8 protein-coding genes (1 of these 8 cut by a window edge) are annotated in these 26,722 nt (G+C 70.8%); 4 read left to right on the forward strand and 4 right to left on the reverse strand.

Translation table 11 applies throughout. The features are described from left to right. On the forward strand, positions 1 to 17,417 hold the 3' portion of the coding sequence (locus IM778_RS03165; RefSeq protein ID WP_194410651.1) for a Calx-beta domain-containing protein. The gene continues 14,251 nt to the left of window position 1, outside the view; the window shows 17,417 of its 31,668 coding nt (coding positions 14,252-31,668); its start codon lies off the left edge, out of view; its stop codon occupies positions 17,415 to 17,417. Between the two features lie 18 nt (positions 17,418 to 17,435). Here IM778_RS03165 and IM778_RS03170 read toward each other — a convergent pair whose 3' ends face one another. From IM778_RS03170 to IM778_RS17700, 3 genes are all read right to left on the reverse strand, one after another. Beyond that, positions 17,436 to 17,939 (reverse strand): nitroreductase/quinone reductase family protein, encoded by a 504-nt coding sequence (locus tag IM778_RS03170; protein ID WP_194410652.1) that lies wholly within the window; start codon positions 17,937 to 17,939, stop codon positions 17,436 to 17,438. 167 nt (positions 17,940 to 18,106) lie between these two features. Then, entirely contained in the window at positions 18,107 to 20,122 is a 2,016-nt protein-coding gene (locus IM778_RS03175; RefSeq protein WP_194410653.1) for a YhgE/Pip family protein, read from the reverse strand. Next, complete coding sequence (locus IM778_RS17700) at positions 20,119 to 23,232, reverse strand: MMPL family transporter (RefSeq protein ID WP_228484722.1); 3,114 nt, start codon at positions 23,230 to 23,232, stop codon at positions 20,119 to 20,121. The genes IM778_RS03175 and IM778_RS17700 overlap by 4 nt, the downstream gene beginning before the upstream one ends. Before the next feature lie 140 nt (positions 23,233 to 23,372). Here IM778_RS17700 and IM778_RS03190 point away from each other — a divergent pair, with 140 nt between their 5' ends. Then, complete coding sequence (locus IM778_RS03190) at positions 23,373 to 24,014, forward strand: TetR/AcrR family transcriptional regulator (RefSeq protein WP_194410654.1); 642 nt, start codon at positions 23,373 to 23,375, stop codon at positions 24,012 to 24,014. A gap of 183 nt (positions 24,015 to 24,197) precedes the next feature. Here IM778_RS03190 and IM778_RS03195 read toward each other — a convergent pair whose 3' ends face one another. Further along, a complete protein-coding gene (locus tag IM778_RS03195; RefSeq protein ID WP_194410655.1) occupies positions 24,198 to 25,199 on the reverse strand; it encodes an o-succinylbenzoate synthase in 1,002 nt (333 codons plus the stop codon). Positions 25,200 to 25,309: 110 nt separating this feature from the next. Between IM778_RS03195 and IM778_RS03200 the strand changes: the two genes are divergently transcribed. After that, complete coding sequence (locus IM778_RS03200) at positions 25,310 to 25,645, forward strand: PadR family transcriptional regulator (protein ID WP_194410656.1); 336 nt, start codon at positions 25,310 to 25,312, stop codon at positions 25,643 to 25,645. A 1-nt stretch (position 25,646) separates the two neighbouring features. Further along, complete coding sequence (locus IM778_RS03205) at positions 25,647 to 26,663, forward strand: permease prefix domain 1-containing protein (RefSeq protein WP_194410657.1); 1,017 nt, start codon at positions 25,647 to 25,649, stop codon at positions 26,661 to 26,663. Positions 26,664 to 26,722: the final 59 nt, after the last annotated feature.

A 26,722-nucleotide genomic window follows, 5' to 3' on the forward strand; every position in this document is an offset into this window, starting at 1 on the left:
CCCCGAGCGCAGTCAGCGCCGCCGTGCAGATCACGATCATCGGCGTCTCGGGCGCACAGGTGAGCGCGACCGACTCGACCTCGGTCGCCACTTGGATCGGCCCGGCCGACGGCGACACCGCCGACGACGCGGCCGACCCGACGAGCGTCACGACGTCGGGGTCGGGCGGCGTCACCGCCACAGCGAGCCTCACGTCGAAGCCGTTCGCGGCATCCCGCGCCGGCGGCTTCTCGCTCGGCGTCGCCGCCGCGGTGGTCAAGGCGACGACGACGTCGACGCCGACGATCCGGTCGTACCTGGGCCACAACGCCGAGGTCCGCGCGAACGGCGCGGGCGGCGTTTCGTTCGTCGCCTCGACCATCGCGACCGCGATCGTCGACGCGCAGGGCTTCGGCGCCGCGCTCGGAGTCGCCGCGGGCGTCACCTCGACGAAAGCCGATCTGCGGCCGACCGTGCGCGCCTACACCGTCGGCGGCGGCGTGCTGCAGGGCGCGAGCGTCACTCTCACCGCACGCTCGAACGTCGCGGACGACGGCACGCCGATCCAGCCGAGCTATGCGTACAACACCCTGGTCGGCAACAACGTCCTGACGGTTGTCGCGCCCGCCTTCGCGCGGGTCACCCTCGGTGCGGTCGCGCTCGCCGCCGGTGTCGCCGGGGCATCGGCCGAGGCGATCAACTCGCCGATCGTCGGCGCCGTGGTCGGCAGCGGCACCACCGTCAGCGCGACCGGCGCCCTCACCGTGACCGCGCGGTCGTTCGGCGACTCCCAGGTCGACGGGTTCTCGCTCGCCGCGGGCCTCGGCGCCGGGGTCGGTCTCGTGAGCGGCACTGCGACGTCGGGCGGCACCGTCGACGCGGGCTTCCACGGGCTGTCGGGCACCATCGGCTCCGCGACGATCCAGAGCATCGTGACGGCACGGGCGGTCACGCATGGCCGCGGCTTCAGCGGCGCACTGGGCGCGGCGGTCAACGTGGGCAATCAGCAGGCCACCGTGTCGGTGACGGTGCGCACGCTCGTCGGCGGGACGCTCGTCACCACCGGCAACGTCATCGTCCGCTCCGACGTACGCACCTCCGCCTCGGCGGAGTACCGCGCCCTGCAGCTCGCGGCGCTGGCGGCCGTCGGCACAGCCGACGTCGACGCCACCGACGAGTCCAGCATCCGCACCGCGGTCACCGGCTCGGGCACCGTCCGGTCGACCACCGGCAGCGTCACCGTCTCGGCATGGCACAACTTCAACGGCGTCGACTTCATCGACACCAACATCGTCGAAGCCTCCTCCAAGATGGTCAGCGCCTCGCTGCTGCTCGCGATCGGCACCGCGAGCCTCGACGCCGTCGCGAAGGCCACGACGAAGGCCGAGGTCGAGGCGGGCGCCACGCTGGCCGGCCCGTCGGGCTCGGTCACGCTCGAGGCGCTGTCGGGCAACTACGCGCTCGCCCGCTTCGAGCGGACGCAGGGCGGTCTCGTGAGCGTCGCGCCGTCGGCGAACCCGACCGCCGAGGCGAGCGGCACGACCGAGGCGAACCTCCTCGGCCACGTGCGCGTCGTCTCGGGCGGCACCTCCAGCGGCGCGTCCGGACTGACGGTGCTCGCCAAGGCGGAGGACCTCGCCCGCGCCGGCATGGACAACGCCGGCGGCGGCCTGCTCGAGATCTCGAGCTCGAGCTCGACCGCGAAGGGCACGCCCAAGGTCAAGGCGACGCTGGGCGGCGCGTCGAGCGTCATCCTCACGACGGGCGCGATCTCGGCGAAGGGGGAGAGCCTGAACGACGCGGATGCCTCGACCTCGAGCGTCTCGGGCGGCCTGCTGCGCGTCTCGACCTACTCGGCGACGGCGTCGATGGACCCGACGGTGTCGGTGCTCGTCACGGGCGGCGCCTCGATCACCAGCACGAGCGGCAACGTCACGATCGACGCGACCAGCAACCAGCCGCCCGCGCCGAGCTCGGACGGCACGTTCAACGCCGGCAGCGGAGTCGCGGGCAACACCATCTCGTTCGCGCTCCAGCACAACGCGTACACCGGCCAGCTCGTCATCTACGACGCGCAGGGCGGCACCCCGATCGCGACGGGGCTGAACGGCCGCAGCATCAACGTCATCGTCACCGGTGCGAACACGCTGCAGCTCGGGCTCGAGTTCACCTTCGACAACCCCGCCACCGTGGACGTCATCGAGGGCGCCGTCATCGACCCCGACACCGACATCATCGACTTCGGCTTCCAGTCGCATCGCTTCGAGACCGGCGACCTGGTCGTCTACCAGCCGGTCGGCGGCGCGATCGGCGGGCTCGCCGCCGGCGTCTACAAGGTCTACAAGATCGACGCGTTCCGGCTGAAGCTGCAGCTGACGAGCGTCGACGTGCTGAACGCTCCGCAGGTCGTGGCCCTGCCCAGCCAGGTCAACACCGCCACCGACCGGATCACGGGCACCTTCAGCAACGGGCAGTACGTTACCTACCACGCGGCGCCCGCGTCGAACTACTTCTCGTCGGCGAACGTCAGCGGCAACGTCATCACGGTCGGCATCGCGAACTCGGTGCCGCTGAGCGGAACCCCGATGGTCTACCAGGCGAACGGTGCCACCATCGGCGGCCTCAGCAACGGCGCGACGTACTACGTCATCCGCGTCAGCGGCAACCAGCTGCGCCTCGCGAGCACCTACTGCAACGCCCTCGGCATCGCGCTCGGTGCGAACGGCGTCTGCAACAGCTCGTTCTCGGGCGGTATCGGCGGCGACGACGGTGCGGTCGGCAGCGCGAGCGTCGTGGCGATCTCGCTGAACCCGGGTGCGAGCCCGTCGACGGTGCGCCACCAGCTGAACGCGACGACGACCCGGGCGCTCGGTCCGCTGCAGGACGGTCACGGCTACTACGTCGTCGGTGCCGACGGCTCCAGCTTCCAGCTCTCCCAGACGTTCAACGGCGGAGCCGTCAACCTCACCGGCGGCGGCGCCTACCCGCACGTGTTCCGCGTGGAGGGCGTGAACCTCACCGGCTCGGGCAGCGGCATCCAGCGTCTCATCCTCCAGCTCACACCGACGAGCGGCACCCAGAAGCTCAGCGGCATCGGCGGACCCTCGGGCGCCACGAGCTCGACCGACGGCGTGATCTCCGCCTCCGCGGCCGGTGGCGGCGGCGGCGCGATCAACGTCTCGAAGGCCAGCTCAAGCGCACGGACGACCGTCACGGTGAACGTGACCGTGGGCGGCGGCGCGCACATCACGGGCACCGACGTCACGATCAACACGCACGCGACGGCGCTCGCGAAGGGTGTTGCGGGCAACGCCGGCGGCGGCGCGATCTCGATCGGCGACTCCGACGCCCGCGCCTCGACGTTCATCGTCAACGACCTCACCATCGAGTCCGCCGCCGTCATCACCGCCACCGACGACCTGACGATCGCCGCGTACAGCGACCTGCGGCCCAAGGTGCTCGCCTCGACGCAACAGGGCGGTCTCGTCGGCGGCTCGTTCGGCTCGACCGACGCGCGCGGCGGCTACTCCACGAAGACCACCTCGAACGGCACGCTCAAGGCCGGCGATCGCCTGGCCGTCGAATCCCACACGTCGTTCGACGGCTTCTCGGACTCGGTCGCCGACGTCGGCGGTCTGGGCGCCTCCGCCGAGACCGAGGCGAACGTCCTGATCGGCAGCGGTGCCGACGACGCGGACACGCTCACCACCGTCGGCGGGTCGCTCACCGGTCGCCACGTCCGCATCGGCGCCTTCGTCGACTCGGCCCGGGCGTACGCGCACACCTCCACGTACGCGATCGCGCTCGGCGCCGACTCCGATGCCGACTCCGAGATCAATGTGACCGGCTTCACCCGCGCGACCCTCCTCGCGAACGTCGCGATCGTCGGCCACGTCGACACCGCGATCCTCGCCGAGTGGCTGGGCGTCGACTTCAACTCCGACGCGTTCGCCGAGTGCGACTGCGGCGGCGGCGCGACCGACTCGTACGCCCGCATCCACCCGACGCTCGAGGCGAAGGTCGTCGGTCGCAACCTCGCCGTCATCACCACCTCCGACCTGACCGTCCAGGTGAACGACCAGATCCAGCGGATGCGCCGGCACGCCGACACCTCCGACGGCTTCCTCGACTTCGGCAACGACGGCGACGCGGTCGGCGACAACGGCTCCCTGCGCCGCGAGATCTTCTGGGAGGTCCGGGTCATCATGCTCGGCGAGCCCAACCCGATCCTCGTCATCGACGGCAGCGGTGCCATCGTCGAGATCGTCAACGTGCGCGTGTGCGACGACCAGGGCCACTGCTTCGAAGACAACCCCTTCACCGACACGCACACGCAGGGCACTCTCACCGGCACCACCATCACGGTCGACGACATCGTCCACGACCGCGGAGCCCGCGCCCGTTTCCTCGCGAACGACCTGTCGCTCCTGGGCGGCCCCGACGGCAACATCTGGGGCGGCGTCGGCCGGTTCGAGTTCCAGCAGACGTGGGACTTCGTGCGCATCATCAACGCGTCGAACCTCAACCTCGTCACCAACATCATCGACGTCGTCAACTCGCAGAGCCCGCCGCGCATCGACATTCGCGTCGACGAGATCTGGAACAACGGCGCCGCGGCGAACGCGTCGCTGCCGGAGGCCGACCCGAACACGACGTTCGACTTCGACATCGAGTACACGTTCCCGCCCACGTACGTGCAGATCCACAACACGTGCGCCTTCGCGTGCCCCGTCCGCAACCCCTTCATCCGCCTCGACGACTACATCGAGAACCCGCTGGGCGAGACCGAGATCTTCAACGCCTCGGGCGACATCCTGTCGGGCAGCGGTCACGAGCTGATCCGCACCAACATCATCGACATCGACGCGCCGCACGGCAGCATCGGGCACCAGAGCCCGACGCACCAGAACCCCGACCCGGTGCGCAACCCGATCGAGATCGAGCTCGTCCACTACCTCCACCCCGACCCCGACTTCTGCCCGGGGAGCGCGCCGTGCGACAAGGCCCCCATCGTGACGCTCGACGCGGGCAAGGACGTGGTCGTCGACCTCACGTACTTCCGTCGCACCGACACCGCCCTCGGCACTCCCGCGACCATCGTGATCGACCGCATCCGCGCCGGCGACGACGTCGACGTCGTGCTCAACGACTCCAAGAACGGCAACGACCTGAGCGGCCTCGTGCTGGTCGTGGTCGACCTCTACGAGCCGGCGGCCACCTCCACCTACTACGGCTTCACGTTCCCGTCGACCTTCACGCCCGCGATCAACGACGGCAACTCGATCCAGCGCGGCGACTGCGCCGGCCCCTACCCGGGCGACTGCGGCACCGGCTCGGGCCAGTACGAGACGCACTTCCGCCCCGACGTGTCCAACGCCGATCTCGCGCACATCCTGCGCGCGCTCGGCACCGACAACGACGGCGAGATCGACTCGACGTACGACTTCACCGAGGTGCGCGCCGGCGACGACATCGACATCTGCCACGTGACGACCGGCGGACAGGAGCCCAAGACCTGCTACACGACGTCGATCGACAGCGGCACGCACACCGTGACGGCCGACACGACGCCCGACACGACGATCCACATCGTGATCAACACGGATGTCGCGTGGACCGGCGGCGGCCACACCGGGCCGGTCGACGACCCGGGCATGGCGGTGAACGTCGCGCAGATCTTCCTCCGCACCAACGGCGACATCACGGCGACGGAACTCGCCGGCGACATGCTCGTCGGACACATCCACTCCACAAACGGCGACGTCGAGCTGCACTCGCCGATGCGGATCCTGGATGCCGACAGCCGGCCCACGATCGACGTCACGGGCATCAACATCACGATGTTCGCCGGTGAGGCGGGCGGTATCGGCGGCATCGGACTGCCGACGGACTGGCTCGAGATCAACACCGCCGTGCTCGACCCGACGTGGGACGACGTGAGCGACGGTGTGCTCAAGGCCTACGACCTCGACTCGAACGACGCCCAGACCGCGGGCATCTACCTCGACGAGCTCACCGGAGACATGCCGCTGTGGGAGATCTACACCGCGGGCAACTCGTCGACGGCGACCGGCAACGCCGGCCTGCGCACCGTGGACGGCTCGGTGCTCAACGCCAAGCTCGACGACACCGACAACATCCGCGCCGACTCGGTCGACATCGACGCCAACGGCGGGTCGATCGGCCTGCAGTCCAAGGACGTCATGGTGGACTCGGGACGCGCGCCCCCGTTCGGCTGCACGTACACGAACTGCGGCAACAACCCTGTGACCGGGGCATCCGACCCCGCACTCGCGTCCGCCGGCGACGACGTCGGGCTCGAGGCCACGGGCGGCATCTACTACACCGAGACCGACTCGTACCTGCGGCTGGTGCTCGCGCACTCGCTCACCGGCAACATCCGGCTCACCGTCCGCGAGACGTCGCAGACCGACGAGGACCTGTATCTCATCCACAGCGGCACCGCCCGCTTCGCGGAATCCGGCACCCGGGGCCCGAACTCCGACGCCGACGCACCGCGCATCGTCCCGAACGGCACGATCTTCGCCGAGGTCGGCAGCGTCGAGCTCCGCGTCGGCGACGACGTCACGCTCCACCAGAACAGCCAGATCCTCGCGAACCTGTCGATCGACATCCGCGGCGACTTCGGCAACGCCGACACCGGCGGCGGTGCGGGCGAGTACGGCACGTCGATGATCCTGCGCGGTCGCATCATCGCCGACTGCAACGTCACCGCCGGCGGCCCGGGCGACGAGCCGATGGGCAGCTGCGCACCCTCGACCGCGAATCCCGTCGCCGGACGCCAGACGCACGTGTGGGGCGGCAGCGACGTCGACATCATCCAGCTCGGCGACCCGTCGGGGCTCGACACCGCGCAGCCCGGCTCGAAGACGACGTGGGGGAGCCCGGGCTACATCTTCCTCGGGTCGAAGACCACGATCCACGGCAACGCGACGCTCGCCTCCAACACCGCCGACGGCGAGGACCGCATCACGGTCTGGTACCTCCAGTCGATGGACGTCGTCACCAGCCCGACCGGCCTCCAGGAGGGCACCGCCGGCACGATCGGCAACGGCAACGGCGCCGGCCACGCGCTCAACCTCGACGGCCAGGGCGAGACCGACTACTACGCCGTGTACACCAACGGCAGCCACGGCAGCCTCCGCAACTACGTCATCAACGTGCTCGACTCCGGCCCCGCGAACCACGGCGTCGACGAGCTCGCGATCTACGGCTACGACAACACCGCCGCCGGCTACAACGGCGCCGGCAAGCCGGTCGACGACATCTGGCTGCTGCGGGCGCTGAAGTGCATCGACAACGAGTCGCCGTTCACGCTTCTCGGCGGCATCCCGAGCGCGTGCGGCACGCCGACCGAGCAGGCCGACCACCCGGCATTCGTGGCTCTGCTGGCGGGCAACGGCACCGCCGGCGACGGCGGCGACGGCGGCCTCGGACTGTACCGCGACCGCATCGCCGGCAACGAGCCGAGCTGGATGGTCCAGCGCATCAACTACGACCGCGCGCTCAACGGACGCATCACCGTCTACGGCCAGGGCGGCAACGACGCCTTCTTCGTCGACGACACGCAGGCCACCATCACGCTCGACGGCGGTGCGGGCGACGATCAGTTCCAGATCGGCCAGATCTTCGGCACCCAGCGCGACGGCCAGTCGGCGCCCGACGGCGGTGCGCTCCTGCCGGCCGACACGTTCCCGTCGCTCATCCCGACGACCCGAGGGTGGCTGAGCCCCGGCACGCACGCGCCGCTGCTGGTCACCGGCGGCACCGGCAACGACCGGTTCACCGTGTACTCGAACCAGGCCGAGGTGCAGCTCAACGGCGACGACGACAACGACCTGTTCGTGGTGCGGGCCTTCGCGATCGCGGCGGTCTGCGACACCAGCGCCGACAACATCGCCGGCTGCGGCCTGCTCGACGTCGACTTCCGCCCCGCGGGCGGCCAGTTCCCGACCGCCGTCGGCGGCCAGTGCGTCATCGGCACCTACCAGGGCATCGCGAACTACATCCGCTACGACAACAACGGCGACGGCGTCTGCAACAACGCCGACGCGCACATGACCTTCACCCACGCACCCGGCTCGAACGTCGACCTCGACCACACGATGTGGGAGGACGACGTCATCCCGCTCGACGCGAACGGCGTCGCCGTGCCCGTGATCGGCCTCGGATTCTCGACCGCACGGCCGCTCGACATCCGCGCCGGCGGCGGCGAGGACGAGGTCCAGTACAACGTCAACGCGCCGGTCAACGTCGACGGCGGCACCGGGTTCGACAAGCTCGTCGTGCTCGGCACGGAGTTCGCCGACGACTTCGCGATCACCGACAAGGCCGTCTACGGCGCCGGGCTCAACGTCAAGTACACGACCATCGAGGTGCTCGAGATCGACGGCCTCGAAGGCGACGACGAGTTCTTCGTCCTGTCGACCGCATTCGGCGTCGCCTACCGCGTGATCGGCGGCCTCGGTTCCGACCGCATCAACGTCGCCGGCGACGTCACCGCCGACATCGTGACGCGCGAGCTCGAGGGGCTCTCGGGTGCCGTCGACCACATCGTGACGGCGCCGAACGACCCCGGCTACAACGGTCTGCCCACCGACGGCGTGCCGTACAACGTCGCGACCGGCAACCAGGGCATCGTCGTCATCCGCGAGGCCACCGGCGGCACGAACGTCCGCGAGGGCGGCGGCACCGGACCGATCAAGAGCTACGCCTACTACGAGGTGTCGCTCGCGGTGTCGCCGACGGCGAACGTGTACGTCACCGTCTCGGCCGCGTGGTCGCCGTCGCAGGAGGCGAACGGCACCCTCATCAACCCGGCACCGCTGCCCAACGGCATCGGCGACACCGTGTGGCTGTGCGTCGGCACCGCCGACGCGCAGTGCGACGAGGCATCCGAGTTCCAGCGCCACTACGTCGTCAACGGCCAGTTCGTCGACGAGAACGGCCGGGCCGTCGTGCTCACCTACCTCGCCGGGTCGGCCGCTGGCCAATGGCAGCGCGTGTACCTGTGGGCGGTCGACGACACCCGCGCCGAGGGCGACCGGATCGTCGTCATCCAGCACTCCGTCATCTCGGCCGACGCCCGCTTCCACGGTGCGGCGGTGCGCCAGGTGAACGCGCTCGTCTACGACAACGACACCCCGGGCGTCTACGCCGTGCCCGTGACTCCGGGCGGCACCGATCTCGACGGCCGCACGATCGTCATCGAGGGGTCGGCGCTCACCGAGCGCACCGACGACATCCTGCTCTCGCTCGCGAAGGCCCCCAACGGCACCGACCGGGTGTGGGTGAAGATCTGGATGGATGCCGACAGCCAGCGCCTCGTGACGCTCGACCTGAGCGGCATCCCGTCGAACCCGCTCGACCCGCGCTGGGTCATGGTGGTCGACGCGACCGGCACGTGGTACTCGGTCTGGTTCGACGCCACCAACTGGGACGACCCGGTGCGGATCGTCGTGCGTGCGCGCACCAACAGCGACCCCGGCGACCCGACCACCGCCGTCATCAGCTACACGCTCGACCTCACGCGCACGCTCCCGGCGGTCGCCGCGGCCTACCCGTTCCCGAACCTGCGCAGCGGCCTGCAGCGCACCGACGTGCTCGTCTACGACGACGAGACGCCGAACGTCGTGTCGATCCCGACCGGCACCGACACGGTCATCCTCCCGTGCGGCAACCCGGTGCAGTGCAACGACGGCTACACGATCCGGCTCACCAAGGCCCCCAACGGCCAGGTGCAGATCGCGCTGGTGACCGACGGCCTCGCAGACGTCGTCTCGGTCGGCGGCGTCGCGGTCTCGCCGACGGACTACGCGGTCATCGGCGGCGACGTCCCGAGCCGCCGGTTCCTCGGCAACCTGACCTTCGCCGGCACCCTCATCACGCGGGCGAACGGCAGTGACCTCGGCAGCTTCCTCGACGAGGGCTTCGCGGCCGGGCAGCGCATCACGATCTCGTCGTGCGGACCCGCGATCTTCACGATCCAGTCCGTCTCGGCGTCGACGATCACCGTCACCTCGCCCGTGGGCGGCTGCGGCTCGGGCACCGGCGCGAGCATCAACATCCTCACGCGCGTCGGCACGTGGGACGGCGCCGCGACCATCCAGGCCGGGACCGCCACGACCGGCTGGCGGCTCGTGCGCGACCCGTCGGCGCCGGGATGGCTCACCGAGGGCTTCCTCGAAGGGCAGTGGGTGCAGATCTGCCAGGGCGGCACGTGCATCCGGGCCAAGATCGCGGTCATCCGCGGCACGAACGCCACGAAGGACAACATCCTCGAGCTGCGCCTGGAGGGCTCGGGCGACACGCTCGCCGCGTTCCTGTCGGGCGGCTCGTTCACCGTGGAGCGGATCGCCGCCGTCGTGCACTTCGCCGGCGACTGGGCCACCGAGAAGTACATCGAACTGCAGGCCGACACGTGGTTCACGCAGCCGATCCAGCGTCAGGGCGTCAAGGTCTTCCCGGCCAACACGCACCTGCTCTCGCGGCTGCGCGGACCGCTGGCGGTCGAGGGCGGCGTCACCGGTGCCGACCGCTCGCTCGAGCTCGGCCTGAAGCTGCCGGGCGAACAGGACGGACCGCTGTTCGCGATCGCCACGCAGGCGCCGGAGTCCAAGCAGATCGACGTCCTGACGATCTACAACGACTCCAGCGTCGCGCACGGCCGCGGCGTCATGACCAAGACGGGCCTCACCGGCTTCGGCATGGCGAAGGACCTCGACTTCGGCGCGGCGTACGGCGGGGACTCGGGTGAGACGTTCGGCGAGCCGCAGGTGTTCGCGGGCGGCATCGGGTTCGGTTCGGTGCAGTTCGTCGACGGCGTCTACCAGACGGATGCCGCGACCTCGACGATCGAGGTCGTCAACCTCCTGCTCGGCTCCGGCAACGACCGGCTCGACATCCAGGGCACGCTGCAGCCCGACGTGCCGGTGAAGCTCACAGGCACCGTCGTCCTGCAGACGCAGGGAGCCGGTGCAGGCCTTCCCGTCGGCACGACGCACCGCCTGTCGCGCCCGACGCCGTTCGACTTCAAGGCGCAGGGCTTCCTGATCGGCCAGACCGTCACGATCAGCGGGATGACGGGGCAGTTCCGCGTGGTGGGCTTCGGCGACGACTTCCCCGGAGACACGACCGACAACACCGTCATGTACCTGCAGCTGCTGAGCGGAACGGCCGCCACCGGACAGGCATCCCGCATCGTGACCGCGGCGGACGTGCCCGTCACCTTCACGGGCGGCGTCACGATCACCGCGGTCGGCAGCGACGGCGGCACCATCACGCGCTCGAGCGGGAGCTGGATCGCCGACGGGTTCGTGGTCGGCCAGCTGCTGCGCATCCAGAACGTCGTCGGCCAATGGCGCATCGTCGGCGTCACCGCGACGACCCTGACGCTCGCGCGCGGCGACAGCCTCGCCGGCGTCGCAGGCGGCACGCGCACGGTCTACGTCCCCGGCCCGCACGGCGGACTCACCACGGTCCACGGCGGCGGCAACGCCCCGATCCGCAACGAGTTCGAGATGAGCGTCACCGTCCCGGTCGCCGGTCCCGGCGTGCCGGCCGGCTCGGCGCTCGCCGTGACACGGCTCGACGGCCTGCCGTGGTCGTACACCGGCGCCCTCCCCGGCAGCGGGTACGTCGCCGGCAACCCGTACGGCGCCGGCTTCCAGCACATCCAGCTCGCCGGCGAGAGCTTCACGCGCCTCATCCTCGGCTTCGGCAATGCGCCGTGCCCCTTCGCCGACGCGTTCCCCGGCTGCGGCGTCGGCGCCATCATGTACCTCAGCGGTCCGCTGCTTCCCGGCGGCACGACGTTGACGCCCGGCATCCAGAACGTCTCGGTCCACGTCGCGAAGCCGCTCGAGGTGACCGCCGCGGGCCAGTTCACCGTCCGGCACAACTCGCTCACGCGCTCGTCCGGCTCGTTCCTGACCGACGGATTCCGGGTGGGCATGCAGGTGCGCGTCAGCGGCCTCCCGGGCATCTACACCGTCGCCTCGCTGACCGCGACGGTCATGACGTTCGCCCACACCGCGCTGCAGCCCACCGTCAAGCTCGTGAACGGCATCGCGACCTGGTTCACGACCTTCCTCACCGTCAGCGCCCTCGACGGCGCCAAGGACGGCGGCCCGCGGATCGGCGGCGACATCATCACCGTCTGCAACCTCACCGCCCCCATCGACCCGGCCGACCCCGACTCGACGGACGGCCTGCGCACCGTGCCGTGCGACCAGGCGAACACCGCCGGACCGAACTCGCCGCTGGTCATCTACGGCGACACGTCCCAGGACGGCGTCTGGTACTCCGGTCGCACCGGCGACGTCCTCGGCATGGAGTTCGGCCCGAAGCCGTTCGACCCGTTCACGCACATCCCGGATGCCGAGAACGAGGACGACGAGTGGCTGTTCGGCCTCGCCGACCCGTACGACCACGCCGGCAACGACATCATCGACGCCAGCGGCCTGTTCGCGAACATCGTGTGCAACGCGACGTGCAGCAACCTGCCGTCGGTCGGCATCACCGCCTACGGCGGCCTCGGCGACGACCTCATCATCGGCAGCCAGGCCGGCGACCACCTCGCCGGCGGCTCGGGCGACGACGAGATCCGCGGCATGCGCGGCGTGGACCACATCTACGGCGACTCGGGCATCAACGTCGACATCTTCAGCCGCGTGCTCGAGATCGCCGTGACCGACCGCTCGCCGAAGCCCAGCGTCACCGGCGCCGGCTACCTCAACAACGGCACCACGATCCAGCCCTACCCGTCGCCGGTGCGCGACGACCTCCTCGTCGCCGGCCGCGACCTGCTGTGGGGCGAGGACGACCCGGCTCGCGGCGCCACGGTGCCCGCCGGCCCCGACCAGGCCTTCGACGACATCCTCTTCGGCGATCACGGGGTCGTGATCCAGAACGGCCCCAACGCCTGGAACACCGCCGACACCAACGAGCCCGACGCGCGTCTGCAGAAGATCCAGACCACGGCGGTCTCGACGATCGTCTCGATCGAGAGCCGCAACCTGCAGCGCGGTGCCGACGACGCGATCTTCGGCGGTCTCGGGCGCGACGTCATCGTCGGCGGCGCCGGCCACGACCTCGGCGACGGCGACGCGGCCGACGACATCCTCTTCGGTGACAACGTGCACTTCGTCCGCACGCCGGGCGACTGGACGAACGGCCGGTTCCAGAGCCTGTGCGGCACCCTGCTCTACTCGCGCAGCGACATCCCCACCGCGGTGTGCCCGGGCATGCCCGCGCCGAGCGAGAACGACTCGGGGGTCCTGCTGACGAACGGCGTGCCCAGGCCCTACCGCGACCCAGACGGGGCGCCGTGGTGGGCCGAGTACGACGTCACCGAGCTGTGGCACACCTTCGCGATCGACGCGGGCACCGAGGGCGCCGGCAGCTTCGGCAACGACCACCTCGCCGGCGGCGCCGGTCACGACCTGGTCTTCGGGCAGCTCGGCAACGACGTGCTCGAAGGCGACGGCGACGCCTACCTGGCCTTCGCGCGGGCCACCGACCAGGACCGCGACGGCGTGCAGAAGATCACCGTGCACGCCGGCGCGAGCCGCACCCCGCTCGGCTGCGTCGGGCCCGCCGGCGCCGTCGTGTGCGACTACACCGGCACGCTCGTCGTCGTGGGCTCCTTCGAAGCCGCGACGGACGGCGACGACTACCTCGAGGGCGGCGGCGGCAACGACCGCATCTTCGGCGGGCTCGGCCAGGACGACATCATCGGCGGATCGAGCGACTTCTTCAGCCTCGACCAGCAGACCGAGCGCCCCGACGGGCTGCCGACGCCGGCGGACTGGTACCAGCCCGGTGACGACCGCGGCGCCGACATCATCTTCGGCGGCGCCGGCACCCGGATCGGCATCAACGACCAGACCAACGGCCCGACCGCGCCCGCCAGCACACCGACGACCGGCGGCTCGCTCGCCGACAACACCGCGACCGCCGACATGGACGCCCGCGACGCCGACACCATCGTCGGCGACAACGGCCGCATCATCCGCATCGTCGGCGTGAACGGCAACGACGTCAACGGCAACGCGAACACCGGGCAGATCGGGGTCGCCCCCACGACCGGACCGAACTACGTGACCTTCGTGTACGACACCTACGGCGGCGCCGCAGCGGGCACGCTGCGCCTCGTCGTCCGCGGCGTGCACCTGCTCGACTACACCGTCGGCGGCCCCGACTACGTGCCGCAGAACTTCGGCCTCGGCGTGGGCGCAGACTGCAACGGTTCGCCGACGCAGCCGACCTGCTCGCTCGTGCTCGACACGTCGACCGGCGCCTGGAAGCTCACCCAGATCGGCGGGCGCGACGAGGTGCACGGCGAGACCGGCGACGACACGGTCTACGGCGGCGCCGACCACGACATGCTCTACGGCGACGCGCAGAACGACGACCTCATCGGCGGCTGGGGCAACGACTGGATCTCGGGCGGCACCGGTGACGACGGCATCCTCGGCGACGACGGCCGCATCTTCACGAGCCGCAACACCGGCTGCTCGGTGGCGTCCACCGTCGTCTGCACCGAGTACGCCGAGCCGCTGTACGGCGTCCGCCGCCTGCGGACCATCGACCCCGACACCAAGACGAGCCAGGGCGACGTGCTGAACGAGTACATCTACACGCCCGGGCAGGTGCAGACCGCCACGATCAACGTCGCCGGCGAGCTCGTCAAGTCCGTCGACCTCACCGTCTACAACCTCGGCCCCGACACCAACCAGAGCCAGAACCACGTGGCGAACCAGCCGACCTACGACGCCAACAACTCCGACGACATCATCTTCGGCGGCTGGGGCAACGACTGGATCCACGGCGGCGCCGGCGACGACGCCATCAGCGGCGCCGAGGCCATCGGAGTCGGCGGCACCGCCGGCTACGCGCAGCACTTCGACGCCGACGGCGACCCGGCCGGCCTCGAGTACATCGACTTCGCCCACCCGTGGAACCCCGGCGACGTGCTCCACTTCGGTGCCGACACCAACCCGTGGCACGCGAACAACCACAACGAGCTGCGGCTGGGCGAGTTCTACCTCTACAACGAGTACGACCCGCGGCGCACGATCCTCTTCAGCGCGGCGGGCGGCGTGTGGGGCTGCACGTCGTACTCCCCGAGCGGCCACACCTGCACCGGAAGCGCCCCGATCGCGCAGTTCCCGCACCACTTCTTCCTGAACCACGAGGACCTGACCGGCAACCACGTCACCGCCTGCATCGCGGTCGACAACAAGGGCAACTGCACGCAGACCACGACCACGCAGCCCTCCGACGGCAACGACGTGATCTTCGGCGACCTCGGCAACGACTGGCTCGTCGGCGGCACGGGTCAGGACACGCTGTGGGGCGGCTGGGGCAACGACCTGCACAACGCCGACGACGACCTGCACTCCGGATGCCTCGCCGCGACGCCGAACGGCACCTGCACCCTCGCGGGCGACACGTGGCTGAACGACACCCCTGACGGCGTCAACTCGAGCTTCCAGGACCGCGTGTTCGGCGGCGCTGGGCTCGACATCCTGATCGGCAACACCGGCGGCGACCGGCTGATCGACTGGGTCGGCGAGTTCAACTCGTACCTCGTGCCCTTCTCGCCCTTCGGCATCGCGACGGTGAGCCGCCAGGTCGAGCCCCAGCTGCCGCAGTTCCTGTACGCGCTGAGCCGCAGCCAGGGCGTCGACCTCACGCGCTGGAGCGACGAAGGCACCGAGCAGATCCGCAACGGCGAGCCGTACGGCGAGCTCGGGCTCATCACGCAGCACGACCGCGGCCAGTGGCAGACGCAGACCGGCGGGCCGACCGACCCGCAGGCCGGCAACATCCCCGGCGGCCGGCGCGACACGCTGCGCGGCGCGGACTTCAACGACGGCACGCAGCAGGGCTTCGCGGTCGACTCCGGCGTCTTCACGGTGCAGCAGGGCGTCCTCAAGGTGACCGCGACCGACAGCTCGGGCGACGCGCTCGCGGTCTGGTACTCCGACGCCTACAAGAGCGTGTACTTCGAGCTGTCGGCGAAGATCTCGATGGACAAGCCCACCGCCGGCTGGAAGGCGAACGCCTACGTCGTCTTCGACTACTTCGGGCCGCTCGACTTCAAGTTCGCCGGCATCGACCAGTCCACCAACAAGCTCGTCATCGGGCACCGCACGAGCTGGGGCTGGACGGCTCTCGCGCAGGGCACGGTGCCCGGCGGCGTCAAGGCCGGCACCTACTACGAGCTCAACGTCATCGTGAACGGGCTCATCGTGACGGTGACGGTCGACGGGCGCAATGCGCTGTCGTACACGTTCGCGCCGCGCATCCTCGACGGGCAGCAGGTGGCGCTCAACAAGGGGCTGACCGGCTTCGGCTCCGACCAGGCGCGCGGCCTCTTCGACAACATCGCCCTGACGGTCATCTCCCCGGCGATCACGATCGAACGCGCCGAGTTCTTCGAGGGCACCCCGCAGGTCGTGTGGTCGCCGCAGACGGGCACGTGGACGATCGCCGGCGGGCGCCTGCAGGGGGCGACGGATGCCTCCGGCACCGCGATCGCGCTGGTCGGCGTCCCCGCCGCCGGCGTGGTGCCGGTGTTCGAAGCGCTCAGCTACGTCGAGCTCGAGACCCGGCTCCGGGCGATCGGTCTCACCGGGTTCGTCTTCGACTGGTATTCGGCATCCGATCACAAGTTCGTCGCGATCGACGCCGCCGGCCAGCGCGTCGTCATCGGGCACGTCTCGCGCGGCGTCCGCATCATCGACCGGTCCATCCCGTGGGCGCTCGTCGCCGGCTCCGAGCACGTCCTCAACCTCGTGCTGAAGGGGATGGTCGCAACGGTCACCCTCGACGGCCACGTGCTCGCGTCCTTCGCCTTCAACTCGCCGCTCGGCGACGGCCGGCAGGGCGTATTCGGCCTCGGCGCCGCGATCGTCGCGTCGTTCGACGAGTACCGGCTCAAGACCGACGATGACGCGTACGCCGGGGTGCCGCCGCCCCCGCCGACCGTGTCCATCGCCGACGCGGTCGTCACCGAGGGTGCGGCCGGCACCACCAGAACCGTCACGGTGACCGTCACACGGTCGTCGGGCGAGGGGGCGCTGTCCCTCGCGTGGGGCGTCGAAGCCGCCTACGCGGGGGACACGGCCACCTTCGGCAGCGATGTGCTGGGGCCTGTGAGCGGCACCGTCACGTTCGCTCCGGGTCAGACGTCGGTGTCGATCACCTTCACGGTGGTCGGCGACGACCTTTCCGAGCAGGACGAGAGTTTCGTCATCCGGCTCCTCCCGAACAGCGCGGTGAACTACCAGCGCACCGGGGGAGTGGTGACGATCGTGACCGACGACGCTTCCAGTGGAAGCGGCGGCGGCTCCGGCGGGTCGGGTTCGACTCCCCCGACGAACCCGACCCCGCCGGGCAAGAAGACGTGAGCCGCCGGGCGGCCCGCGTCAGCGCGTGCCGCCCGCGGGCTCGAGCACGACGATCGGGGTCTCGCGCGAGCGTCGCGCTGCGTGGGCGTCGAGGTCGTCGCCGCCCTCGAGCGTGCGGTAGACGTTCCACAGCCGTGCGCGCTCGCTGCCCTCGGCCTCGCGGGCGCGCACGCGGCGGTGGCCCTCGGGGAGGTCGACGGATGCCTCGGGGTGGGCCTTCAGGTTCAGCCACCACGCCGGCGGCGGGTCGCCCCAGCCGTTCATGGCCATCGTTACGAGGTTCGGACCGTCCTCGATGTACGCGACGATCGCCTGGCGGGGCTCACCCGATCGGCGGCCGACCGTGTGCAGGCGCATCATGCCCCACACCTTCGCGGACGGCGGGCGAAGTCCCATCCGCCCGCGCGAGACGTTGTAGATCGCGCGGTGCACGACCCAGGCGGTGCGGATGAACCAGCGCGGCGGAAGACGAGGGGAACTCGCGGGCGAGGATGCCGGAGTCTGCGGCGATTCGGTGCTCACGTGCCGATCATGACGGTGTCGCGGTGCGCGCACAATCGGCCGATCGGCCGATCTTCGATGCGGGCGGGCCGGTTGAGGGGGCTCGCGCGTTCCGCAGGAGAAGGCGCCTTCCGCAGGCCGGGCTCGGGGGATCCGTCCTGTGGAGCGGGAGTTCTCCTGCGGAAGCGCTACGCGGCGGCCGGTGCCGCCTCGAGCAGCGCGCGGGCCGACGTCGTGCGGCGGCGCGCGACCGCGAGCATCGTGGCCGCGAGGGCGACGAGCGTCCAGATGACGAGCCCGGCGAAGGCCGTGCCGATGCCGGAGCCCGCGGTGAGCGCGACGACCATGCCGTCATACGCCGGCGCGGTCGGCATGAATCCCGCGACCTCGCTCAGCGCTCCGGGCGCGGTCGACACGACGCCCGTCGCGACCGCGAGCACGCCGACGAGCGCGGCGATCCAGCGTCCTGCGCCCCCGAACACCGCGACGAGCGCCTGGTTCACCGCCGCGAACGCGATCCCGGCGACGACGCTGACCGCGGCGAACGCCGACCACTCCGCCCACGAGTACGACGCGGCCAGCTGCACCACGCCGGCGACGAGCAGGCCCTGCACGGCGCCGAGCGCCGCGGCGGGGAGGTACGAGCGCAGCGCGAGCAGCGCCGAGGGCGCCCGCGAGGTGAGCGCCCGCCGCGACACGGCCTGCAGTGCGATGAACGTGCCGAGCCCGCCGAACCACAGCGCGAGCGCCGCGAGCAGCGGCACCGCCGATGCGCCGAACAGCGACGTGCCCAGGCCGGTCGCCTCGACCGGGTCGGCGACCACGGTGGCGAGATCGGTCGCCTCCTGGTCGGTGTACGAGGGGAGGGAGTCGGATGCCGTGGCCAGCCCGGTCGCCAGCTCCTGGTTGCCCGTCGCGAGCTCGGCGATGCCGTCCGCGAGGGTCGTCGCGCCGTCCGCCGCCTGTCCCGCGCCGGACGCGAGCTGCGACGCGCCGGAGGAGAGTCCTGCCGCACCCTCCTGGATGCCGGTCGCACCGCTCGCGAGCTGGGCTGCGCCGGTGGCGGACTGGTCGATGCCACCGGCGAGCTGGGTGAGGCCGCCGCCGAGGGCCGCGACGTTCGCGCCGATCTCGCGGAACTGCTTCGCGAACTCGGCGGTCGCCTTGGTGTCGAACGCACCGAGCGCGAGAGTGGTTCCCGAGGCCGCGGCATCCGCTCCCGTGGCGGCTGTCAGGAGCGTGTCGCAGTAGGACTGCGCCGCGCCGCTGGCGGCACACTGCTCGGCGAGGACGAGGACGCCCGCCGCTGCCTGAGCGGAGGCGGATGCCGCCCCGCTGACGCGGTCATCCACGATGCCGTTCTGCTCGAGCTGTGCGGCGCCGGCGTTCACGCCGTCGGCGAGCTGCTGCGCGCCGCCCGCCGCCTCGCGGGTCTTGTCCGCGATCGTCGCAAGCCCGGATTGCAGAGACGAGGCACCTCCTGCGAGCTGCCCTGCGCCACCCGCGAGCTGCGACGCTCCGCTCGCCAGCTGTGCCACGCCGTCGCCGAGCTGCGTGATGCCGGCGGGCAGCTCGGCAGCGCCGTCCGCCGCCTGCTGCGCGCCGTTGGCGAGCTGCTGCGCGCCGTCCGCGGCGGTGCCGAGCTCGTCGCCGAGGGTCGTGAACCCGAGGAGCACGTTCTCGAGGTACACGCTCGACAGCTCCGAGCCCATCGCCGAGGCGGCGGCGTTCGCGACCTGCGCCGTGATGGCGTCGTCGACGATCAGGCTGTCCGGCGGCGTCTGCACCTCGATCGTGGCCTTCTCGGGCACTTCGCCCGGCTGCGTCGAGGTCGCCGCGGCCGAGAAGTTCTCGGGGATCGTGACGACGGCGGCGTATGTGCCGTCGGCGAGACCGGATGCCGCGTCATCCGCATTCGAGATGGTCCAGGTCAGGTTGCTGTCGAGCTCGTCCGAGCCTTCGACGAGGCCTGCGGTGAGCTGGCGGCCGAGCGGCACGGTCTGCCCGTCGATCGTGACCGGGTCGTCCTCGTTCACGACGGCGGCGGTCAGGCTGTCGAGCCGTTCGACCGGGTTGTAGAGCGCGGCGACGAGGACGCCGCCGATGACGACGGGCAGCAGCAGCACGCCGATGATCGTCAGCCACGTGACGGGGCGGCGGGAGCGGGCGCGCTCGATGGCGAGCGCGAAGCGGTTCGTGGTCATGCGGTCACCTCTGCGGTGGTGGGGGTCTGGGTGCGGCCGGCGCGCAGCGGCAGCGACATGATGCCGGAGCGATGCGCGTCGGCGAGGAGGGCCAGCGCAGCGCCCTCGGTGCGGGCGGTCACGACGAGGGTGAGTGCGGTGCCCGTGTCGCCGGAGCGGCTGCGCAGCTTCGCGGCGGCGTCCTGCAGCGCGGCGGCGGCCTGATCGCGCTCGGCGGCGTCGAGCGCGTCGATGCCGTCCACGACGACGACCGTCGCGCCGCCGGCGAGCGCCCGGCGCAGCGACTGCACGCGGTCGTCGGCGTCGCCGAGGAGTGCGAGCCCGACGTGCGCGCGCACCCACACCGCGCGCTCGGGCAGCAGGTGCCCGCCGACACGCAGCCTGCCGTCGCTGATCGGCACGCGGCCGGCGATCGCCAGCGCGAACGCCTGCGCCGCACGTGGGTCTCCGGTCGCCACGAGCGTGCCGCCGGGCTCCACGCGGAACGCGGCCTCCTCGAACAGGGCGACGTCACCGACCGTCCGTCCGCCTTCGGCGCGCACGGCGACGCCGTCGCCGACGACGGCCGCCGTCGTCGCGGGCTCGGGCCAGTCCCGGAGCGACAGCTCGCGCTCCACGGCTTCGCCCTCGATGTCGAAGTGGGGGAGCACCCGCTCGAGCCACCGGGGGATCCACCACGCCTTGTCGCCGAGCAGGGCCATCACCGCGGGAACGAGCGTCATGCGCACGAGGAACGCGTCGACGGCGATGCCGACGGCGAGCCCGAGTGCGATCGGCTTGATCGACGAGTCGCCTTCGGGGACGAACGCGGCGAACACGGCGAACATGATGACGGCGGCGGCCGTGACGACACGCGCCGACGCCGTGAAGCCCGAGCGCACGGCCGCGAGCGCGATGTCGCGCGCGGAACGCGTCCGGTGCCCCGAGGCCGCGCGGCGCGCGTGGACGTAGTCCTCGCGCATGCGGCTGACCAGGAACACCTGGTAGTCCATCGCGAGTCCGAACAGCACGCCCATGAGGATGATCGGCATGAAGCTGATGACCGGGCCCGTGCGCGTCACGTGCAGCAACTCGGCGAACCATCCCCACTCGAACACTGCGGCGACCACGCCGAACGACGCGGCCACCGAGAGGAGGTAGCCCAGCGCCGCCGTGATCGGCACCCAGATCGAGCGGAACACGATCATCAGCAGGATGAGCGACAGGCCGACGACGAAGATGCCGAACGGCAGCAGCGCCGCGCCCAGGCGATCCGAGATGTCGATGCCGACGGCCGTGAACCCCGTCACCTTGAGGTCGACGCCGTACTCGTCCTCGAGCTCCGGCGCGAGGGCCCGCAGCTCCCGCACGAGATCCGCCGTGGCGGGGTCGTCGGGCGCCGTCTCGGGCACGATCTGGAGGAGGCCCGTGTCGGCCGTCTCGTTCGGGGTCGCGAGCGCGATCTCCTTGACGCCCGGCACCTGCTCGATCTCGTCGGCGAGGTCGGCCATCAGCCCGAGGGGATCCGTCGACGTGACGATCGTGCCCGTCATGATGAGCGGGCCGTTCGCGCCCGGGCCGAAGTGCTCGGCGGTGAGGTCGTACGCCTGACGCGCCTGGCTCGACTCGGGCTGCACGCCGGCGTTGGGCAGCGCCAGCGCGAGGCTCGCGGCGGGGATCGCCATGACCCCGAGGGTGACCACGACGGCGATGGTGGTGACGAGCGGGTGGGAGGTGACGAGGTTCACCCACTTGTTCGTCTTCTTCGAGTGCAAGGGCTGCGTCGGCGGCGTTGTGGGGGCGTGATTCGGTTCGCGCGTCTCCGCGGCATCCGTCGGCGCTCCCGCGCGACCCGTGAGTCCTGCGGGGGCGAAGTCGCCCGCCGTGGGCTCTGCCGTGTGTCCGTCCGAGATCGCCGGTTCCTCGGGTTCGACGCGTTTCGTCTCGCTCTGCGCGCTCAACGACCGGGAGTCATCCGTCGTTGAGCGACCGCCCTTCGGTACGGCTCGTCCCTCGCTGCTCAGGAACCGCGGCGAGGGAGACGAAACGCCCTGGGTCTTCGAGGAGAGGCGGGGGAGAGGCATCCCCCGCCGCTTGCGGCCGTGGCCCCAGCCGGCCACGCGGGCCTTCGCGAACCCGAGCAGCGCGGGCGTCAGGGTGACCGCGACGACGACGGCGATCGCGACGGCGACCGCGGCGGCGACGCCCATGGTGGTCAGGAACGGGATGCCGGCGAACCCGAGCCCGACGAGCGCGATCAGCACCGTGACGCCGGCGAACACGACGGCCGAGCCCGCAGTGCCGGTCGCGCGCGCGGCGGACTCCTCGGGGTCGACGCCCGCACGCACCTGGTCCTGATGTCGCGCGACGATGAAGAGGGCGTAGTCGATGCCGACCGCGAGGCCGAGCATGATCGCGAGCATCGGCGTGGTCGACGAGATCGACGCGAACGCGGTCGCGACGTAGATGAGGGCGATCGACAGCCCGACGCCGATGAGCGCCGACACCAGCGGGAACCATGCGACCGCGAACGAGCGGAACGTCACGATGAGCACGAAGAGGGCGATCAGCACGCCCACCGCCTCGATGAGCGACAGTGCCGGCACCGACGTCGAGAACAGGTCGCCGCCCATTGCGACCTGCGACCCCTCGGGAAGCGACTCGCGCAGGTCGTCGGCGACGTCTTCGAGCGCCGCCTTCGTGTCGTCCGGCACGTCGGTCGCCTGGCCGTCGAACTGGAGACGGACGATGGCTGCGGACCCGTCATCCGCGACCATGCCGGTGACCATGTCGTCGAACGGGTCGGTCACCGCGATCACGCCGTCGAGGTCTTCGAGCTCGGCGACCGCGTCGGCGATACCTGACGCGTACGGGTCGACGTCGATCGCATCGCCGTCGTCGGCGACCACGACCAGCTGGGCGCTCGTGCCGCTCGCCTGCGGAAAGCTGCGGTCGAGCAGCTGGATGCCCTCCTGCGCCTCGGTGCCCGGGATCGAGAAGGAGTTGTCGGTGCCCTGCATGAACACCAGCGCGCCGCCGCCGGCGATGCCCAGCAGCAGCACCCACGTCACCAGCACCCGCCACGGGTGGCGGTACGACCAGCGGCCGAGCGCATACAGAAGAGTCGACACAGCGCCTCCGATTTCACGGGTGAGAGGTTCCGGAACTGTCGATACAGCGCTGTATCGGATACATGAGTGTATCGTAAGGCGGGTTACGGCCCCGAAACTGTGTACCTCGTGTGAGACTGGCCGAAAGGAGAAGTGGTCCCATGACCGACGCCGTCGTCACTACGCGCCGCCGCGAGGCGACCCGGCAGAAGCTGCTGGATGCCGCGGCCCAGGTCTTCGCCGAGGTCGGGCTGGACGCGGCATCCGTCGAGGCGATCTGCGAACGCGCCGGATTCACGCGCGGCGCGTTCTACTCGAACTTCGAGACCAAGGACGAGCTGTTCCTCGAGCTCGCCGCGAACGTCGCACGTGAGCGGGTCGAGTCGGTGCGCTCTCGCGTGGCCGAGCTCGAGCGGGCCGGCGTGTTCCGGGGTGCGGCCGACAGCGCGTTCGAGATCATCCAGCAGGTGCTCGACATCACGGCCGACGACCGCCTCGGCGTGCTGCTCATGAGCGAGATCCGCATCCACGCGCTGCGCAGCGACACGCTCGCCGCGGCGTACCTCGCGCAGGACGACGAGATGCGCCGCAGCGTCGCGCAGATCATCGACGACATCGGCCGCGCGAACGTGCTGCGTTTCCGGCTGCCCTCCGACGAGGCCGCGCGTCTCATGCTGACGGTGTGGGAGAGCTCGTCCGTGCGCGCCGCGATGGCGGGACTCGACTACGACGAGATGTGCCGCTGCACCAACGCCGAGCTCGCCCGTGTCGCCGAGCTGATCATCGAGCCGCCCGCCGGCTGAGCGCCCCTCGCTCGTTGAGCGGGCTGTGTGCCCGGCCCTCTCTCGCTCGCTGAGCGAGCTGTACGGCCCCGGTCCTCTCTCGGTCGTTGAGCGAGCGAGCGCCAGCGAGCGAGACGAAACGCCCCGTCCCTCTCTCGGTCGTTGAGCGAGCGAGCGCCAGCGAGCGAGACGAAACGCCCCGGCTCAGCGAGCGGCTTCGAGCTCGCCGTAGCAGCGCGCCACCCGCCCGAGCCACCAGTCGCGCCGGTCGACGGATGCCGCGTGCGCGTCCAGCAGCGCGGGTTCGGGGTCCACTCGACCCACTGCCAGTGCCCCGCGGTGCGGCTGGAGCGACGGCTCGGCGACGTCGGCGGTGAACAGCGACGCCGTCCCGAGCCCGCAGTCGTAGTCGAGGTCGGGGAGCGCGGCGGCGAGGGCGACGCCCATCGCGAGCCCGACGGACGTGTCGAGCGCGCTCGAGACCACCGCGGGCAGTCCGGCCTCGGCGACGATGTCGAGCGCGCGCCGCGCGCCGCCGAGCGGCTGCGCCTTGATCACGAGCAGGTCCGCGGCTCCGGCGCGAGCCACCGCGAGCGGGTCGGCCGCCTTGCGCACGCTCTCGTCGGCGGCGATCGGGATGCCCATGTACTTCACGCGGCGCCGCAGCTCGGCGAGCTCGTCGACGCTCGCGCACGGCTGCTCGGCGTACTCGAGGTCGAACTCGGCGAGGGCATGCAGTGCGCGCTCGGCCTCGTCGACGTTCCAGGCGCCGTTCGCGTCGATGCGGATGCGCCCTTCTGGACCCATCGCCTCCCGCACGGCGCGCACGCGCTCGATGTCGTCGCCCAGCCGCTGCCCGGCCTCGGCGACCTTGACCTTCGTCGTACGGCAGCCGTCGAAGCGCGCGAGCACCGCCGACACCTCGGTCGCGGCCACCGCCGGCACCGTGGCGTTGACGCCGATGGACTCACGGCGGGCGGCGGGCTGCGGCATCCACCCCCAGTCGACGGCCGCGGCGAGCCACACCGAGGCTTCCGCGTCGTCGTATTCGAGGAAGGGCGAGAACTCGGTCCAGCCCTCGGGTCCTTCGAACAGCACCGCCTCGCGCACGCCGACGCCGCGGAACCGCGTCGCGAGCGGCAGCGCGACCACGCGCGCGGTCTCGAGGATGTCGCCGAGCGGGGGCAGGCGTGCGTCGTTGCTCACGTCCCCATCCTGCCGCTCCCGGGCGATTTCCCGGAGTCGACCGGGCAGACTCCATGTTCAGAACAATGTGCAGTTGACGATAGTGTGTGCCGCACAGTAACGTGTGAAGCATGAGCGAGACCGACATCCTCGAGACGCACCTGCAGGAACTGCGGCGCGGCACCATCGTGCTGGCATGCCTGCGGCTGCTCGAGAAGCCGGGCTACGGGTACGGGCTGCTCGAAGAGCTGGGGCGGCGCGGCTTCCCCACCGACGCGAACACCCTCTACCCGCTGCTGCGGCGCCTCGAGAAGCAGGGGTTCCTGACGAGCGAGTGGAACACCGACGAGGCCCGGCCCCGGAAGTTCTACCGAACCAGCGACGCCGGCGTGCAGCTGGCCACCACGCTCACCGACGACTTCCATGCGATCGCCACGGCGATCGACGCACTTCCGGAGGAGAACTGACATGACTGTGAAGACGACCCTGACCGACCGCTATGTCGACGCCGCGATGCGGACCGTTCCCGAGAAACAACGCGACGACCTCGCCGCGGAGCTCCGCGGCTCGATCGAGGATCAGATCGACGCCCGCATCGCCGACGGTGAGCAGAAGGATGCCGCGGAACGCGCGGTGCTGACCGAGCTCGGCGACCCCGACAAGCTCGCGGCGCAGTACACCGACCGACCGCTATGGCTCATCGGTCCGCGGTACTACCTCGAGTGGTGGCGCCTCCTGAAACTCCTGCTCTGGATCGTGCCGGTGTGCGCCGCGTTCGGCGTCTCTCTCGCGATGGCGCTGGGCGGCTCGTCGTTCGGAGAGATCGTCGGCGCGGTCGTGCCGCTGCTCATCGCGATCATCGTGCACCTGACGTTCTGGATCACGCTCGTCTTCGCGATCGTGGAGCGCTCGAACGCGAAGATCCCCGCCATGCCCTCGGTGACCGTGGCCACCCCGGGCGGGCGCAACCGGCTCACGGCGCGAGGGTTCATGGAGGAATGGACCCCCGACATGCTCCCCGAGCCCCGTCCGCGCGGCGTGGGCTTCGGAGACATGGTGGCCTCGCTCGTGTTCCTCGCGATCATGGTCGGGGTCGTGCTGTGGGACCAGTTCGTCGGATTCATCCCGTCAGAGCCGGGGCTGTCGTTCCTCGATCCTGGGCTCTGGCCGTGGTGGATCACCGGCCTGTTCGTGGTCATGGCGCTCGAGGCGGCACTGGCGGTGGTCGTCTACGCCGTCGGGCGCTGGACCATCGCGCTCGCCGTGGTCAACGGCATCCTCAATCTCGTCATCATGGTGCCTGCGCTGTGGCTGCTGTTCGAAGGCCGCCTGATCAACCCGGCGTACTTCCCGACCATCCTCGGCGGCGACGGTGCCCAGGTGGAGGCCATCGTCTCGGTGGCCGCCGGTTTCGTGATCGTCGGGGTGGCGGCGTGGGACACCGTGGACGCGGCGCTCAAGGCCGTGCGGGACCGCCGAGAGTGACGGCTCGTCCGTCACGGTGCGGGACCGAGCCGACCGTCTTCCGCCGCCCATAGGCTTTC

It is taken from the genome of Microbacterium cremeum (assembly GCF_015277855.1).
Lineage (GTDB): Bacteria > Actinomycetota > Actinomycetes > Actinomycetales > Microbacteriaceae > Microbacterium > Microbacterium cremeum.